The following is a 17367-nucleotide window of genomic DNA, read 5'->3' on the forward strand; positions in this document are numbered from 1 at the left end:
TGCGCTTCATCCTTCATTGCAGACGTTACATCGTTGGTATCGGCAAAAAACAATGTTGCCAATCGTTGCAGTAGGTTCTGGATACGACGCTCGTTCGCATTTTGATGGCCAAGATTTTTTAGAATCTGGCCTTAATAAAATTGACCACGATACAGGTTGGTTGGGCAGAGCAATAGATATTCAACGTAAGTCGGGTTTGGCCGTGTCACAAACTACGCCGATTGTTTTTAGAAGTGCCAAAGACGTTAATACTTGGTACCCAACCAACTTAAAATCTGCAGATGAAGATATTTATAACGATCTAATAAATTTGTACCAAAATGATCCTAAGTTGTTAACCAAATTGCAAGAAGGGATGGAAACCAAAGCGCTGGTTGGAAGCAAAAACGATAAGAAAAAAATCAAGATAAGTTTGTGTCACTTGCTCGTTCTTGTGGCCAATTACTTAATACGAAAGGGGGCCGGATTGCGCAATGTTAGAACTTGGGGGCTGGGATACTCACAACAACCAAGCGAATCGACTCACACGTAAATTAGCCGAACTGGATAATGGCTTAAATGCCTTAGAAAGCGCGCTAAAAGAAACTTGGAATGACACTGTTGTCGTAATCGCGACAGAATTTGGTCGTACAGTCAGAGAAAATGGTACAGGTGGAACCGATCATGGCACCGCAAGTTGCATGTTTGTCGCAGGTGGTGCGGTAAAAGGTGGAAAGGTCCTTGGAGAGTGGCCGGGGTTAGCACCAGAACAGCTGTTTGAAAACCGAGATCTACAGCCAACGTCAAGTGCTTTTTCCTGGATGTCTGCGTTGTTATCTGAACATTGGCAGATGTCACCTGATCAACTGGCAAAGGTTTTTCCTAAATTCACCCTATCCTGCACGTTTATTAAAGTCCTATGCTATCTTGAACTAATAAGGCGAAAGGCAATTTGGGTGGATTTGTTACGAACTTTTAATTAAAAGTAAATAATAAGCCCTAATTGCCGATAACTTGCGTAATAAGTTGATGTTAAGGATTAATATGAAATTACAGCAAAAAGTTTACTTAAGTTTAGTTACCGCTATTTTGTTTCCGCTTACCTTGTCTACGTTTCTATTTTCTTCTTCTATCACCTCATTTTTAACCGATAAGCTTGAAACCTCAGAGCTGCCAACGGCACTAGCAGAAGTGCGAAACGCGATAGAACTGGAATTGTCGAGTCCAGTTGAAGCATCCAAGGCTATAGCAACCAATACGATGGTGACCAACTGGATTACAAATGGTGAATCAAGTTCGAAATTAGCTGAATTTACCGAGTACCTTGCCAATATCAAAGCTAACAATGAAGCTATTTCTGCATTTATAGTCTCAGGTGAAACGTCAAATTATTACACCAATGACGGCATCATTAGACAAATTAATCAAAACGAAGATAAATGGTTTTACAAATTTACTAATTCAGGGAAAGAATTTGAACTGAGTTTAGATGTTGATAAAAACTTAGGCCAAGCTGCTGTTTTTATTAATTACAGCATTAAAGTGAATAATAAAGTGGTGGCACTCGCAGGTGTTGGACGTTCTCTTGAAGCCATGACAAAACTTATTAAAGGTTACCGAATTGCCGATACGGGAATTGTTTATCTAGTGGATAGCGAAGGGATAATTACTCTGCACCCAAATCATAACTTAATTGGGCGGAAAATTGATTTAGCTGCAACTAGAACAACATCCCTTAATGAAGTTGATATTAACGGCGAGGAACATATTCGCAGTAGCATTAAACTCAAATCAATAGATTGGAATTTAGTGGCTGAAATTCCAAAAGTAGAATTGTTTGGTGCAATTCAATCTGCAATTTTTCAGAATATTTTTGTCGGGTTATTAATTGCGGCACTTGGGTTTGTTTTAACTAAAATATTAGCGAATCAAATTTTTAGTCCAATTCGTTGGATCCATAAGTCGGTTGTTAACTTGACTGAAAAAGACGGTGATTTAACCGCTCGGATCAGAGTTGATGAACAAAATGAAGTGGGCGAATTGGCTCAACAGATCAATATATTCTTAGAACAACTGCACGGTATGTTTAAGCGGGTTTCAAATGCGACAGAACATGTAAAAATTATTGCCGACACAGTGGCTGACAAAGTAAACCATTCGAAACATTTAGCGGATACTCAGTCCAATAGTACCCAAACGGTTGCCGCTGCGGTTAACGAAATGGAATCCACAGTCCGACAAATCTCTGAAAATGCGGAAGTGGCATCCGGTGTCGCTCATGACACTGAGCTTAAGACAAATGCGGGTAACGAATTTGTGCAACTAACAATAGACCAAATGAAATCGTTGGAATTGTCGATGAATCATTCAGTGGATTCAGTTAACGAGTTGTCGAATGAGATCCAGTCGATCACCCACGTACTTGATGTTATTAAAGGTATTTCAGAACAAACCAATTTGTTGGCGCTAAATGCGGCGATAGAAGCAGCGCGAGCTGGTGAACAAGGGCGTGGGTTTGCTGTTGTTGCTGACGAAGTACGAACTCTTGCCAAACGTACAGCGGATTCGACGGAAGAAATTAATTCGATGATCGCCAAATTACAAAATAAAGCTTCAGATGCGGTGTCTGCTATCAAAATTGGCAGCGAGGGAACACAAAATGCGGCGGGTCGTTTGATTAAAACAGGCGAAACCTTCACTGAAGTTGCCCATGAAATTGTTAAATTAACTGAAATGAATAACCAAGTAGCATTGTCAACGAAAGAACAAACATTGGCTACAGGTGAAATCAATGAAAACGTTGTGCTTATCTCTGACACAGCAGGGGACAATAAACAAAAAATGGAAGAAGCGGCTGAGCTTTGTTTAGAGCTTGAAACGAATGCAAAAGAGTTAGAACATTTGGTGTCTAAATTTGTACTTTAAGTCTCCCTTCTTGTTGCGATGTGTCACCAATTAAACGGTTAGCAGTCTCGATGTTGTTATGGACGTCGAGACTTTATTCACTCAAAAACGCCTCACTTCCTTTTTATAAGGTCAATCATCCTACCTAGTAAATTATCAAATAAATTATAAATATCAGCTTGTTATGTTTGTACTAGTAATTGTGTAATGTATTTTACAATATTTTTATTTGGTTAATTGTTTACAAAATACTATCCAAAATGGAAAAGCTAAGGTATGGTCTTAAAAAGGTTAACGGTTAAATTAAAATGAGATCAGCATTCATCGACAACAAAAATCACATAACTCACGCAGCGTTATTTCAAAAGAGATCATTATTAAAACTTGCTGTATTAAGCATAATGCCGATTAAAAAATATCGGCAGGTTTTGTTGTTCGTTAAACCGGTTATATTAGCAACAGCTGTGATCTCAAGTGCGCTTACAGCAGGGTGTTCTGAGCAGGCAGTAAATTCAAATGTAGGTCTCGCCGCTTTTTCTAATAAGACGGTATTGCCAAACTCACCCCTATCAAGTGAAGTCAATATCACGGGTAGTTTAGTGAAAAAGTTAACTATTGAATTAACTAATCCTGCAAATTACGCAAGTTTAAGTCTTTATGGTGATAACGTTTTACTCGCGGATAACCTCAATATTGCCAAGTCCGGAAAACAGTCCATAAATGTTTTAGTACGGTTTCCCTCAAACGGAAAGGTTAAATTAACATTTAGGTCAAATAACGCCGACGTAATGATTAATCATTTGCTGCTCGAAGATATGGGACCAATAAATGTACCTAATTTTTCTGACATTTCGATTAAGGCCGGAATAGATAAAGTGAACTCGATAAAATACGGCGGGCCGACTATCGCCGACATCGACCAAGACGGTGATTATGACTTTATCGTTAATAACCACAATCAAGAATCGAGTAAACTTTATTGGAATAACGGTGATGGTACGGTAAGCAAACACAATAAAGACTTAGCGCGTTGGTTTATGCATGATTTACACGGTACATCAGTGGGTGACTTTGACAACGATGGAGATTTAGATCTTGTAGTTACCCAAGGCGGTGGCAATGGTAAAAACCCTTCAAAGGCAAATTTTTATACCAACAATAATGGCACTTTTGTATTGACCACTGGTGATGTAGCGATTGACAAAGGCGGGCGCGGACGAGGGGCAAAATGGTCCGACATGGATCTCGATGGCGATCTTGATTTGATGTTAATCAACGAGACTAGCTTAGCGGGCTCAAAGCCCCAGCATTTTTTCTATGAAAACTTAGGCGATGGCACGTTTACCTATAAACCAATTGCTGGCTTGCAAGACCAACATCCTTCCAGAGCGTTAATAACCGATATTAACAATGACCATATAGACGATGTGATTTTGTACGGTCCGTTGTCAGTATGGCAAGGCAATGGCGATTTTACATTTACCGACATCACATCTCAATTTCCCGCAGATATATCGTCTATTAAAGGTGTAATGGGGATTGCGGATTTAGACATAGATAACGACGGTGACCTTGATTTGTACCTTGCTAGAGGCAAAGAATTTGAAGGTGGCTTTGGCGAAAAACCGTCACTTGATCACGACCCGATCACTAAAGAATTGTCTATAAAGCCACGAGGATACAAAGGGGTTGATTCATTTGAGTTTACCGCCGACGGCGATATCAAGTTTCATAGCTACTATTATTTATCACAGGGGTTTTTAGGGGCAAAGATTATCCCATTTTTTTAGGGGCTAACAAAAATGCTACAGTTTTGGCATCCGGTGATGAATTTGTTATTGAGCAGCAAAGTTCAATTGGGTGGCCCACCGATTTAACGGAAAATGGCATGTACTTTGGCTTTGTTGGTGATAGTGATGTTGGTAGTGGCACAGGCTCCAACCCTAACAAAGGTAAATGGAAAGCGGCGTTGGTCAGAAATGGCGACATATTTTGGGGCTTTAATTTTAGTTTATCTGGCATTAATAGCGTGACGCCAAACTTCGAACCGGAAAATCGTAATACCCAAGATATCTTATTAAGTAATGACAATGGCACATTCACCAATGTAACGGAAAGTTGGAATTTACCAAGTGGTGGCAACGCCTTAGGGGTAACGGTAGGGGATTTTAATAACGACAGTTTTCAAGATGTATTTGTCTATCGTTGGGGCAAAATAGACGGCAGAATTTCAGATTATATGTTGTTAAATGACGGCAAAAATCAATTTCAAACGGTGACGATGCACGGTGCCAATGATGTAGGCGGACCGGGCAATGGTGATATGGGTCAGGCATTTGATTTTGATCTAGATGGTGATCTTGATTTACTTAATGGTAGTGAAGGTGGTCAATGGTACTTATATCAAAATGGTGTCAGTGACCAAACTGAGTCGCTTGCAGATAATGCGTATGTGCTCGTTAATGTTGGTTATTCACCACAATCCCACGTTGACGCGATTTCGGCGGAAGTTATTGTCAAAACAGCTAAGGGAGAATTTACCAAGCGAGTCGGTTCAGCTGGGTCAGTTTTCTCTCAAAGTTTATTAAATATAGTGCATTTTGGTCTTGGTGACGTTGACGTTATAGAATCAATTAAAGTGCGCTGGCGCAATGGCGAAACGATAGCGTTTCGCCACAAGGCGGTTAATCGACTTTATGCCACTGACAGGCTCGACCCAAAGGGATTAGACGTGTTTGTTGATGCGGAAAACAATCATATCAGACAAAATGCGACGATTCAGCTTAATACGGCGATGGTACCAAGTAACGCGGACAATCAAATTAACTGGACATCCAGTAACAAAAATATCCTGAAAGTTGATGAACGCGGTCGGGTAACCGCTGTGGGTGACATAAATCAAAGTGCAATAATTACCGCAACAGCTGCCGTAAATAAACTGACAAGTTCAGTAGAACTAACAATTATCCCTTGGACTCCAAAACCCGTTACTGCAGTTACAATTGCGAGTCAAGATGCCGCGGTTCGTCAAACTATGGTGGAAGGTGAGACTCAGAAATTACGCGCAATTTTATTCCCAATAAATGCAGACAACGCCATTGTTAACTGGAATAGCAGTAACCAAGAAATAGCAAGGATTAACGATAATGGTAAGGTCACCGCGTTAAAACCGGGTACAACAACGATTAGTGCCAAATTAGGGGACTCCGCAGTTAATAACGCAAATAAAGTCGTCGATAAGTTTACTTTGACCGTAAAGCCACTAATAAAGCCATTTATTAAAATTACGAATGCTGAGGCGTTTTCGGGTAAACCGATACCTGTGAACAGTCAAATTGAAGTAAAGGTGCAATACAATGCCGGAACTGGGAATCAGGTGATCTCTTCAGATGAAGGGGAATTCGATTTTGGTTAAGGCACTTTCAGTCAAAATGGATCCCGGTAGAAGATAGGGTTGTCGTTGATTCATCGGTATTAAAAACTAACGAAGGAATTTCAAGTAAGGTCATTTCTTTGGCTGGCTTGAAGCCAACGTCAGAATTACCCGAGGGCCAGTTTTATCAACTAAGAGTGTCATTTGCATCAAGTGACGGAACGATGAATGACGCCGTGATTTACCCGCTTAACTTAGTTGCAATCGATTAAGATAGGCACTTTTTAGCAATGCTTCTCAGCGACTGTTAAAGGGCATTTGTCAGCAACAATTTAATTAATAAAAAATAGCGCAGTGTTGCTAGGGGTGCCTGCGTTATTTTTTATCTGAGTACAAACTCGACATTCTAGCCAAACGACATATTCACCAATCTGCTTTAAATCCTTGACCTAATTTTTACTCGCACTTAACGATAGTGCATATTGCAATATGGTATAAAACCATACTTATTCTGCAAAAAAACAAGACAAAATAAGGTTAAAAACCGTACCAACAACTAAATGAAAATAATAAGTTATTGTTAAGTATTAGTAATTTTAAATATATTACCCTTTAAAAATTATTCGTATACATATGATGTTTAAAAATATAAGATGTATCTCAGAAGGTTAAATTTATATTTTAGCTCTGGTTAAATCCAGAACAAAGATCAGGAGGCATCAATGAAACGTCACTTAATAGGCGCGGCCATCGCTTCGGCCCTGTTGTTAACAGCGGCTTGCAGCACAAAAGAAGAAGTTGCAGCAGAAACCGCACAGGAACAAATAGCTAATTTTAACGAACTGAGTCCATTGGAGCAGGAAGCTCGAATTAAGTTAGTTGAACTTAAAAGCATGATGGAAAAAGCGCAGAACAACGAAATAGATGTGGCCAGAGAAGAAACCATAGTTTGGTTTTCTGAACAGTTTTTAACGTTTGCTAATTGGGATGAAGCCAATCGTGACTCAATTGAAAAAGCATTTGGTTACGAGCGCTACTACGCAAAAGATAAAAAACGATTAGCAGATGAATTACCCGATTTTGAACGTCAAAAAGTTATCGATATTCTCGATAAAGGGATTGAGGTATTGGCTCAAGAATTACGTGGCGAAATTAAACGTCGACCAGTTAATAAAGTCGATTGGCAAGGAACGAAGGCGTCAGACAATATGTTTATCAGCAATGGCAAGCCTATTTTCCCATATGACTATTTCTCAAAAACAGTGGGACAACCGTTAACAAATACCGATATCTACAATGACCATTTGGGGGCCTTGTATCATGGTGGTGAAAACCTATACCCTGTCGATCATGACAGGGCCATTAATTCATTTTTGTTAAAAGAAGACGGCACATTTGACCAAGAATTAATGAAAGAGTTAACAAGTATTCCAGACACTAATGTAGGATTTCTTTATTATTGGATCATGGGCATTCCAAAGTGGGTGGAAGAACGCGAACCGGAAGTACGCAAAGGTCGCTCATTGTTTACTGGTTTTGATGTTGATAACCCATTAGTTCGTGATGTTTGGGGCAAGATCATCCGTGAAACGGGTCGTTTAACTAAAGGTAAAAAAGTTACTGAACTTGGTTTTGTGTTGGCAAATGAACCTCATTGGTTTTCTGAAAAAGACCACTGGACGTATCGTTTTAAAGAAATGAACGACATTTCATCTTACACGCTAAACAAATTTCGCAATTGGTTAGACGCTAAATACAGTGGCGATGTCGCTGAATTGAACAGCAACTGGGGCGCTGCTTTTACAAGCTTTGACCAAGTGCAAATTGACATACCTTTGGACACTAAGTTTAAAGGCCAACCAATGTGGTATGACTGGATGCGTTACAATATGGACCGCAGTACCGAGTGGTTTAAGTTTATGCAGGACGAATTGCATACTGTTAATGCCGATGCGGATACGCATATAAAGATCATGCCACGGATGTTTATGGATAATTCCCGATCTGGTGGTATCGACACTGAAGCACTAGCTGAATTAACGACTATGGTTGGCCACGACGCTAAGTCATTTGGTAGCAAAAATATTCGTCCAGGTAAGTCTTCTGAATGGATAGAAAAATACGCTTATCACTGGGGCATAGTAGCAATGTTCCATGACTTTATGGAGTCAGTTGCACCGGATAAAATTAACGTAAATTCAGAATCACACTTTCTGTCGTCAGGCCAATGGCGTGACTTAGATACTCGAACAAGTTACGTCAGAAGCGTATATTGGTTAGCGACGTTACTTGGCATGGACGCAAATATGGGCTGGTTTTGGGCCCGGGATCCAGATGGTTCGCCAGAAGATCGTTTAGAAGGGGATTTAGACTTCTTCGATCCTGGTTTAGGTGGCGCATACGCCGGTTCTAATAACATGCAACCTCACGTCACTAATGAAGTTACCTGAGTAATGTATGACTTAAATAGTTTTTCTGAAGAAATCGTTGAGTTACGTGAACAACGTCGACCCATCAGACTGTTTTACTCAGAAACCACTGCAATAAACGCAGACGATTACATGACTCAAGGTTATAAGCTTTATGAAGAACTGTTCTTTGAAGGCATGCCGGTCGGCTTTGTGACTAAGAACATCATTCAGAAACAAGATAATGGGCTTTGGGATGTTGTTGTGGTTTATCGTAACCAATTTGTGACGGAAGCAGAGTTTGCTGCACTGCAATCATACCTAAACCAAGGCGGCACTGTAATTCTCGATACCAAAGATGCGTTATCTTTAAATGAATATGGTCAGAAACGCAAACAGCAACTGGTTAAAGGCAACGGTAAGTTGTTGGTGTTAAACACTAATAATATCGCTAAAATTAAACAGGCGACGTTAAATGAGGTTAAACCAAGTAGTAAACCTGCGGTTGTGCTGAAAGAAATTAACGGTGTTGCCCACAAAACCACTATGTGGCGTGTTGTACCCAATGGTAAAGGGGTTACTTGGTTAACATCCTCAATGTAGGTCATAACAAGGCAAATATTGAGCTGACACTGGCAAATGGCAAATCGGTCGATATCACAGATATGATGACGAGCAATCCACTGGAAACTCGATTTGAAATAGCATCTGAGCAAGTTTTGTTGTTGGAAGTAACACCAAAATAATAGGGCTAGAGATATAAAAACCCGGGCTTCGCAATGACTGCGTCGCCCGGGTTTTGTTTATATAGCTCACTAAAATCAATCGATTCAGGTTTGCTGACGTAAAAGATTTATCCGTTATTCAACCAGACCGTTTTGCTGGTTAGTCCTTGCCCCGAAATCGTTATCCAAGCCGGTTTGTTGTCATTTACTCTTACAATACCTAAAGCACGGCCTTCGCTGGTGATTACTTTGGTATTTTGATATTTGTCTATGGTGCGAGAGTTACCACTGTCTAAGCCAAGTAATTGTACATTGGTAGAGACATCAAATTGCAGTTGAATTTCTTGGTGGTGGACGGCAATATTATTTTCATCAGTGAGCTGTATTTCGATATGAGCAACATGATGAGGGTTAACGTCTAATGTCGATTTATCAATTGAAATGGCGAACTGACTGGCATTTTTTGCCGTAGTCACTTTATCGCTTGCGTCACAACCATCTAAGCCTTTAGCGACGAGTTGCCCAGCAGTGAAATTTACCGCCCACTTCAACTCGTGGTCAGGTGACTCGGATAAGCTTTGTATACCTAAAGATGACTCATTTTGAAACAGTTCTACACGGTCACAATTGCTGAGAACTTCAACAATGACAGATCCACCTTCTTTGTAGTTCCAATGGCGGTTTACATCTTGCCATAACCAAACTCGCTCGGCCCATTTTCCTTCTTTCTTTTCAACAACCTGTTGCCCATCTACTTTGTAAAGAGATTTATCTTCTACTTGGCTGGTTATGTGGATATGAGGTTGGTTATTCCACAACGTTTTATACATATGGAACGATGGGGTTTTAAACCCTGCGGTATCTAACATGCCTGACTCTAACGCCTTGCGAGGCCAACCATTGTTTGATTCGCCTAAATAGTCAATGCCGGTCCAAAGGAATGTGCCTTGGTATAAAATCTCGTTCTTCAATGGCTTTCCATTCGTGCCATTGCACTAACGTTTTCGGTCCCCAAGATCATTTTATCCGGAAACAATTCATGTCCATAATCGTAGATTACCCGACGGTAACTATAGCCAACAACGTCCAAAGCATCGGTATAACCCGAAATATGGCTTACCGATGGTAATATTAAATTTGCGGTAACAGGGCGTGTTGTGTCCATTTCTTTTACCCATTTAGACAGTTTTTGAGCTGTTTTTGCGAGTACATATTGGCCTTCTTCGCTGCTGTGGAAGCGCTCCTTGATTTCTTCGGGCGAAATAAACGGTGGGTTAAAAAAGTAGTTGCCCGCGGCGTTCATATCAAAATATCCCGTGGCTTTTTTATAACGAGGGTAGGTCCACTCAATTTCGTTCCCGATACTCCACATAATTATCGATGGGTGGTTTCTATCGCGTTTAATTGGGTCTTTTAAATCGTGTTCAGCTTCTTGTTGAAAAATATCGGCATATCCACGGCTTATATCATCGTCGTGACGTTCCCATTGATTTAGCCGTTTATCTTTAGGGTTATCCCATTCGTCGAATATTTCCGCTTGAACTAATAAACCAAGCTCATCACACAACTCTAAAAAGAAACTGAAACTGGATTATGAGCCGTTCTCACTGCATTTACGCCAGCTTCTTTGAGGGTTTCCAGCCGACGTCTCCATACATCATTTGGTACCGCTGTGCCAACAAGACCGGCACCATGGTGTAGATTTACGCCTTTGATTTTGTGATTTTTACCGTTTAAAAAGAATCCTTTGTTCGCATCATATTCGATAGTACGAATACCAAAGGGCGTTTTGTAAGTATCCACCGTTTTGCCATTTAGGCGCAGTTCACTTACTAAGGTATACAGGGATGGGGAATGCAGATCCCAGAGTTGTGGTTGAGACACTTCTGACGTGCTAGATAACGTTGTTTGTGTATTAGCTGCCAATTGGCCATTTAACGAGTGTTGGCTCACGAGGGCGTGGTTTTGGTCGTAAATTCGATTCACTAACGTGAAAGACTGTGCCACATCAAAATTGTTTTTAATTTCAATTTGGCTAGCAACTTCGGCGCTGCTTCTTGTCACTTTTGGTGTGGTGACATAAGTGCCCCAAATAGGAATGTGCAATTTGCTGGTGGATACTAAGGTAACATCGCGATAAATTCCTGATCCGGTATACCAACGACTGTCGATGTAACGTTCATGTTCTACTTTGACTGCAAGCACGTTTTTGTCTGCATTCAAGTGCTTGCTGATATCAATGTAAAATGGCGAATAACCGTTTAAACGGCCTCCAATATGTTTGCCATTCAAATACACTTCTGAATTGGCATATACACCATCAAAATAAATATAGGTCGAATTATCTAACCATTGTGGATCGGCTTTAAACGTTTTTCGATACCAACCCGTTCCGCCCGGCAGATAAGCTGTCGCCCCGTGATATTTTTGATCAAATTCGGCTTCAATGCTCCAGTCATGTGGTAGCGTTAACGTTCGCCATTTTTCGTCGTCAAATTCTACCGTGGCAAAGTCTTGGTTGTCCCCAAGGGTAAATTGCCAATCGTTATTAAAGTTGAGGGCACGTTTTTCAGGTAATGGAATGTGGGTTAACTCGGTATTGGTGCAAGCTTGAAGAATAATTCCAAACAATAAAATGCCTATAAAATGTATGGTTCGCATCGTACGTTTCCTTTGTTGTCTAATGGTGGCAAGTGTTGATTGTTCATGAGTAAGATTAGGTTTTGGGAACGGGTTTATAAAAACGCACCCAATCAATGAGATAGATATTTTTTGAGGATCATTTATTTCTTCATCTGTTGGTGCAATGCCCATGTCAGAACGCCAGTCATGTGACTCAGTATTAATAATGGCTTGCATCGGTTTATTAAGACCCGAACCTTCGGTGTAATTAACAGGATCGATAATATCTTTACCGCTACTGGACTTAATAAACTTACCGTCTACGTAATACTCTAAATGCCATGGATCGCGCCAATAAACCCCAACGGTGTGGAAATCATCTTTCCACTTTATGCCGTTTCGTGCATACTAAGGTATCATCCGTTTTAGGTTGGTAGTCTTGAAACGGATTACGAATAAATACGTGATGACTTAAGTGTAATCGTTCTGAGAACCATTGTTGATCCGCTCGTCCACTGCCATACGCCTCTAAGACATCAATTTCATGGGTGGAGTCTTTACTTAAAAACCAAAAGTTAGACGCGGTAACCATATTTGATATTTTAGCTCTGACTTCCATATAGACAGGGTATTCGATGGATTGTTTTGAAGTAATACTGCCGGCAAAAACATTGCCGTTTGTTTCGTTTCGACCGGTGGTTATTCTTAAATATCCATTTTTAACTTCAGAGTATTCTGGATGCCATTCTGTAAGACCTGGGCCATTAAGGCGTTAATAAAGCCCTCAGTCCAGCGTTGATGAAACTCTTCACTTTTGCCTTTGGCGGGGGCGGTGTAATTGAAATCGTCTGACATATCAGATAACTCCCAAATCATACCATCAGGTGGTATCGCTGGAATGGGATAATCATTCCAATCGTTTACTTGGAGCGGTGCGATAACCGCGCATGCCGAAAGCAAAATAAGGTTTTTCATATAGCCTCTTATTGATGACTGTTTATTGTTGACAATTTCAGGGTAAAACGAATAGCTTAAAATTTCCACTACTAATTTAGCTACTTAGGAGATTTTGGTGCTGTTGTACAAATTAGCGGTTTTGGAGGGAGGGGCGTAAAGTTAGACTCTGTAAATCCAAGTTTTTATTGCTCTAAAAATTGGTGGTCAAAATATTAACTCTGGTTAAAACAATAAGTCTGATCATAAAAGAACAGACTTATTGAGAAAATGACTTACTTAACTGGTGAGTCATTAATTGGTAGTTACTTTATGGTATAAGGCGCTCGCTCTTTTGCTTCTTTTAAATTTTTCTCAAATAACGCACGGTAAAATTGCGACATGGCCTGTTTGTATTCATTGTGTTGGTACAAGATGTTATTGATATTTCCTGAGTTCCATTCATTCCATAATTGAGCAAGTTTGGCTTGTTCTGCTAGGTTAGTATCAACAATGTTATTTTGCTCTGTTGGATCGTTTTTCATGTCAAAAAAGCGCGATTCACATAAGAAGTCCTTGATACATATATTTTGACTCCATAGTGCGAACAGCCCAAATGTTATCAGCTTCTTCTAAACGCCAAAATAAAGCAGTTCTGGGGGTTCCGGTTTTTTACCGGTCATATACGGCGTTAAGTCGACGCCTTCCAATTTACCGTCTGAAGCATCGGCTTTGGCTAAAGCCACGGACGTTGCCGCTAGATCTGAGAAGACACTAATCCATCAAAGGTTTGGCCTTTTGCTATTTTGGCTGGCCAATGGGCGATGAACGGGACTTTAACACCCCTTCCATCAGTGCGACTTTGCCGTGGCGATATGGCGAGTTGTCGGCCCAATCAAAACTTGGCCACCAAGTATCTGGATACAAACCACCATTATCTGATAGGAAAAATATCAATGTGTTTTGGTATTTTCCTTGTTGTTTTAGTGAGTCAATCAACATGCCGATACCTTGGTCCATTTCGTCAACCATAGCAGCATAGATTTGTCTGTTTTTGTTTTTTAAGTGGCTGTACTTTTTTATGGTTTCCGCTGGGGCTTGCAATGGCGCGTGGGGCGCATTGTAAGATAAGTACATTAAAAAGGCGCATCTGTATTATCAGCAACAAATTTAGCGGCGTCTCGGCTTAAGGCTGTTGTTAGATATTCATCAAAAGACACGACTTCTTTATTCCGCATAATAGGTAGGGCATAGCCGTCTGAATTTATTGTGGTTTGCTCTGGATAGTAATGATGGCCACCATCTAAAAAACCATAGAAGTAATCGAAACCACGACTATTAGGTTGAAAATGCTCGGCACCGCCTAGGTGCCATTTGCCAAAAACAGCTGTGGTATAACCCACATCCTGCAGACGTTTGGCAAACGTTTTTTCACTTAAAGGCAAACCCATATTAGGATCGTATGGCGTGTAGGTAACGTTATTTTCCATACCAAAACGGGCTTGATAGCGGCCTGTAAGCAATCCGGCTCGTGAAGGGCCACAGTATGGGTGCGTTACATAGCCATTTTTAAAAATGACGCCACCGGCGGCAAGTTCATCAATATTAGGTGTTTGAATTGGAGTTTCGCCGGTAAATCCTACGTCGTTGTACCCTAAGTCGTCAGCAAGGATGACTATGATGTTAGGCCGTTCATCAGCAAATACTGAGCTAAAGGCTCCAATAAATAAAAGATAAACTAACAATTTTGAAATCTTCATTGTCTTCGAACTCTCTATGTCTTTTTGATTAATCGTTTGTTGTGCTTGGTTTATCGGTTCGGCTTATGGGTTCTAAATTTATCCATTCGTTCCATAGCGGAGCCTTCATATTCACGCTTTAGTTGCTAGGCCGGTCGTTCTAACGTTAGCTCCCAATTAAATAACTTTTTGTATAACCGCTTTACAACCTCTGGCCGCTGGCTCGCTAAATTATTTGACTCTGAAACGTCGTTATTTAAGTTGTATAACTCCGCTGGGCGGTCTGGGTAGCGAAGCAATTTCCAATCCCCATCTCGAATTGCACCGCGATTTTCTTTTTCCAATATAAGGTTTGGTGTGGACGTTGTTTATTCTCGCCTGTGATGTAGGGCTTTAGGTTTACGCCGTCAATGGGTCCTAAATCCTTAGTATTGCCGCCCGCGATTTCATAAAAAGTCGGCATTAAATCCAAAGTACTAATTGGCTTATCAAAATTGCCGCCAGCATCAGTCACCTGTGGCCAGCGCATTAAGAATGGCACACGTATACCGCCTTCCAAATGATTTGCTTTGGTACCACTTAACGGATAATTATTAGAAAAATTTGTATCTGATGGGCCGCCATTATCATTGGTGTAGATAACGATAGTATTGTCTGAAAATCCTTTAAGGTCGATGGCATTTAACACCTTGCCAATTTCTCGGTCCATAGCTAACGTCATTGCGGCGAGTTGTTGGCGCTTGCCGCTTAATTTTGGAAACTGTTTTAAATCCTCAGGATCGGCTTCCATTGGAGTATGGACAGCGGTAAAAGATAAAAACAAAAAGAAGGGTTGGTTTTGACGATTTATATACTCTACGGCATTGTTTGCCAATGCAGCTGTTAAGTATTTCTGATTCTCTTGATACACCTCAAAGCCAAATTCCAGCTTGTTTTGAGGCTGGATACTTTGATGAAATTCGTCTAATTCCCAATAGCTACGAGATCCCCCACGAAATCCAAAGAAATAGTCAAAACCGCGCTTAGTTGGGTGGAATCGGTCTGCATCGCCCTGGTGCCATTTGCCAATTAGTGCAGTGTTGTAACCTTGGTTTTTAAGGTGATCAGCAATCGTCTTTTCATTTAATGGCAATCCCATATTTTCTCCCATAAGGCCGTTGTGGCTCATATAGTCTAGGACATTGTTTTCTTCAAAACCAAAACGTTGCTGGTATTTACCAGTGAGAATACCAGCTCTTGATGGGCCACAAACCGCTGCAGTTGTGTATGCTTGTGAAAATTTTAAGCTTTCAGTTGCAAGCTTATCAAGGTTTGGTGTTTTAAATTCGGTGCTGCCTTGAAAACCAAAGTCAGCATAACCCGCATCGTCACTTAAGATAAATATAATGTTTGGTCTTGGGGCTTGTTCATTCGACTAAGGCGGTTAAGCTAACAAACAAGTTGACCAAAGTGAATGCAAATAGAGAGAGTCTTAACACGTTTTTACTCCAATAACTGAGGCAATATATATTCACAATTAACAACACTCAAACCTGCGTTGTTAATTGTTGACAATATTTGATAGTTACAAAAAACCTTGTTTGTGCAACAAGGTTTTTCGTTTCTATTTGATATTTGCTTTAGTCGACTTTATCGCTCAGGCAATATTCCCTTCTCTAAGGGCATTTAGTATTGCTCTGTGTTCGTTAACGCATTGCTCAGTATTTACGATACGTTTGTAATTTAAACGCATACGCATAACATATGGATACCAGATATTGACAAGTTCATCACCGCCAGCTTTTTCTATAATGTAGTGATGGAATGAAATGTCGATTTTGGTTACCGCCGTATAATCTTCATTTTCTAACGCTTCTTGCAAGGCAATTAGGATGTTATCCAATGCATTAAAGTCGCGTTCAGTCAATTTGTCTTTGATTTGCTCCAAAGCAAAAACTTCGATTTCGCGTCTAAGCTTTATCATTAATTTTTGTAATTTTGGTTCGAGGATACAATTTACAGAAGCACCGCAATTGTTTTTAGAGATCAAAAGGCCTTCTTTTGTTAATTGTAAAATAACATCACGAATCGGCCCACGTGATAGACCAAAGCGTTCAGCAAGTTCTTTTTCATTGAGTTTTGTGTTTGGTAATAAATCACCTGAAATAATATCTGAACGAATTTGATCGGCAATTTGGTCTTTTACGGTAAGGATTTTTGTAGTTCTGGTAACGGCCATCGAGGTTCCTCAGTTGTTAAGGCGGTAATTTTAGTGTTTTCGCAATAAAATGCAATTGTTTAATTGTTTACAAAAGACCAGTGTTTTTTGTTGAATTAGCCAGTAAAACGAATTAGCTATATATAAGTAACCACTGATCAAAGGTTAAGGTGATAAGAATTGTCAAATTACGTTCATTATAGTTAACAATATCGCAATGCTAATTACTGATACTTTTGCGCGTTACTTGTTTAGCGTTAAATAAAGGTTTAATAGTTGAATGCGTAAGTTAGTAACTTATTGGATTTGTTCACTTGCCTGCATGTTCGTTTGCTTTGTTTAGTTCATCAATCAATTTCAGCGCTAGTGTGGTGCTTTATATTTTACTTTCGACTAATCTAAAAAATTATTTGGCAGCGAATCATTAATTTATTGCCTTAGTTTTCATTTTGTTACTGGGGTAATTACCCTCGTTTAAGAGCCAAAA

The 17367-nt window shown here is 40.1% G+C and carries 17 protein-coding genes and 1 pseudogene; 9 read left to right on the top strand and 9 right to left on the bottom strand.

Annotated features, from left to right (window positions below; all coding sequences use genetic code 11):
- Positions 1-52: 52 nt before the first annotated feature.
- The 9 genes from PN838_RS00130 to PN838_RS00170 all read left to right on the top strand — a co-directional run bounded on the left by PN838_RS00130 (position 53) and on the right by PN838_RS00170 (position 9410).
- Positions 53-532 carry a DUF1501 domain-containing protein gene (locus PN838_RS00130; RefSeq protein WP_272179367.1) on the top strand — a complete coding sequence of 160 codons (480 nt, stop codon included), beginning with the start codon at positions 53-55 and terminating at the stop codon, positions 530-532.
- Positions 474-962 (top strand): DUF1501 domain-containing protein, encoded by a 489-nt coding sequence (locus PN838_RS00135; protein WP_272179368.1) that lies wholly within the window; start codon positions 474-476, stop codon positions 960-962. Before PN838_RS00130 ends, PN838_RS00135 begins: the two co-directional genes overlap by 59 nt.
- A gap of 61 nt (positions 963-1023) precedes the next feature.
- Entirely contained in the window at positions 1024-2904 is a 1881-nt protein-coding gene (locus tag PN838_RS00140; protein WP_272179369.1) for a methyl-accepting chemotaxis protein, read from the top strand.
- A gap of 287 nt (positions 2905-3191) precedes the next feature.
- Complete coding sequence (locus PN838_RS00145; RefSeq protein ID WP_272179370.1) at positions 3192-4673, top strand: FG-GAP repeat domain-containing protein; 1482 nt, start codon at positions 3192-3194, stop codon at positions 4671-4673.
- A 23-nt stretch (positions 4674-4696) separates the two neighbouring features.
- Positions 4697-6298 carry an Ig-like domain-containing protein gene (locus PN838_RS00150; protein ID WP_272179371.1) on the top strand — a complete coding sequence of 534 codons (1602 nt, stop codon included), beginning with the start codon at positions 4697-4699 and terminating at the stop codon, positions 6296-6298.
- Between the two features lie 98 nt (positions 6299-6396).
- Entirely contained in the window at positions 6397-6528 is a 132-nt protein-coding gene (locus tag PN838_RS00155; RefSeq protein WP_272179372.1) for a hypothetical protein, read from the top strand.
- Between the two features lie 450 nt (positions 6529-6978).
- Entirely contained in the window at positions 6979-8706 is a 1728-nt protein-coding gene (locus tag PN838_RS00160; protein ID WP_272179373.1) for an alpha-amylase family protein, read from the top strand.
- Positions 8707-8709: 3 nt separating this feature from the next.
- Positions 8710-9267 carry a type 1 glutamine amidotransferase family protein gene (locus tag PN838_RS00165; RefSeq protein WP_272179374.1) on the top strand — a complete coding sequence of 186 codons (558 nt, stop codon included), beginning with the start codon at positions 8710-8712 and terminating at the stop codon, positions 9265-9267.
- Positions 9246-9410 carry a hypothetical protein gene (locus PN838_RS00170; protein ID WP_272179375.1) on the top strand — a complete coding sequence of 55 codons (165 nt, stop codon included), beginning with the start codon at positions 9246-9248 and terminating at the stop codon, positions 9408-9410. The genes PN838_RS00165 and PN838_RS00170 overlap by 22 nt, the downstream gene beginning before the upstream one ends.
- A gap of 107 nt (positions 9411-9517) precedes the next feature.
- On the opposite strand, the gene PN838_RS00175 is transcribed toward PN838_RS00170, so the two are convergent.
- From PN838_RS00175 to PN838_RS00220, 9 genes and pseudogenes are all read right to left on the bottom strand, one after another.
- Positions 9518-10360 (bottom strand): DUF4982 domain-containing protein, encoded by an 843-nt coding sequence (locus PN838_RS00175; RefSeq protein WP_272179376.1) that lies wholly within the window; start codon positions 10358-10360, stop codon positions 9518-9520.
- Complete coding sequence (locus PN838_RS00180) at positions 10357-10956, bottom strand: glycoside hydrolase family 2 TIM barrel-domain containing protein (protein ID WP_272179377.1); 600 nt, start codon at positions 10954-10956, stop codon at positions 10357-10359. Before PN838_RS00180 ends, PN838_RS00175 begins: the two co-directional genes overlap by 4 nt.
- 2 nt (positions 10957-10958) lie before the next feature.
- Complete coding sequence (locus tag PN838_RS00185) at positions 10959-12248, bottom strand: sugar-binding domain-containing protein (RefSeq protein WP_272179378.1); 1290 nt, start codon at positions 12246-12248, stop codon at positions 10959-10961.
- A 139-nt stretch (positions 12249-12387) separates the two neighbouring features.
- A complete protein-coding gene (locus PN838_RS00190; RefSeq protein WP_502592195.1) occupies positions 12388-12714 on the bottom strand; it encodes a hypothetical protein in 327 nt (108 codons plus the stop codon).
- Positions 12715-12716: 2 nt separating this feature from the next.
- Positions 12717-13055, bottom strand: coding sequence for a hypothetical protein (locus PN838_RS00195; protein ID WP_272179380.1), 339 nt, complete (start codon positions 13053-13055; stop codon positions 12717-12719).
- A 215-nt stretch (positions 13056-13270) separates the two neighbouring features.
- Entirely contained in the window at positions 13271-13489 is a 219-nt protein-coding gene (locus PN838_RS00200) for a hypothetical protein (protein WP_272179381.1), read from the bottom strand.
- Positions 13490-13745: 256 nt separating this feature from the next.
- Positions 13746-14704 (bottom strand): annotated as a pseudogene (locus PN838_RS00210) (sulfatase-like hydrolase/transferase).
- Between the two features lie 235 nt (positions 14705-14939).
- Positions 14940-16070, bottom strand: a complete 1131-nt coding sequence (locus tag PN838_RS00215; RefSeq protein WP_334313459.1) for a sulfatase-like hydrolase/transferase — start codon at positions 16068-16070, stop codon at positions 14940-14942.
- Between the two features lie 249 nt (positions 16071-16319).
- Complete coding sequence (locus tag PN838_RS00220; RefSeq protein ID WP_272179384.1) at positions 16320-16901, bottom strand: GntR family transcriptional regulator; 582 nt, start codon at positions 16899-16901, stop codon at positions 16320-16322.
- Between the last annotated feature and the right edge of the window lie 466 nt (positions 16902-17367).

This window comes from Psychrosphaera algicola (assembly GCF_028401425.1).
Lineage (GTDB): Bacteria > Pseudomonadota > Gammaproteobacteria > Enterobacterales > Alteromonadaceae > Psychrosphaera > Psychrosphaera algicola.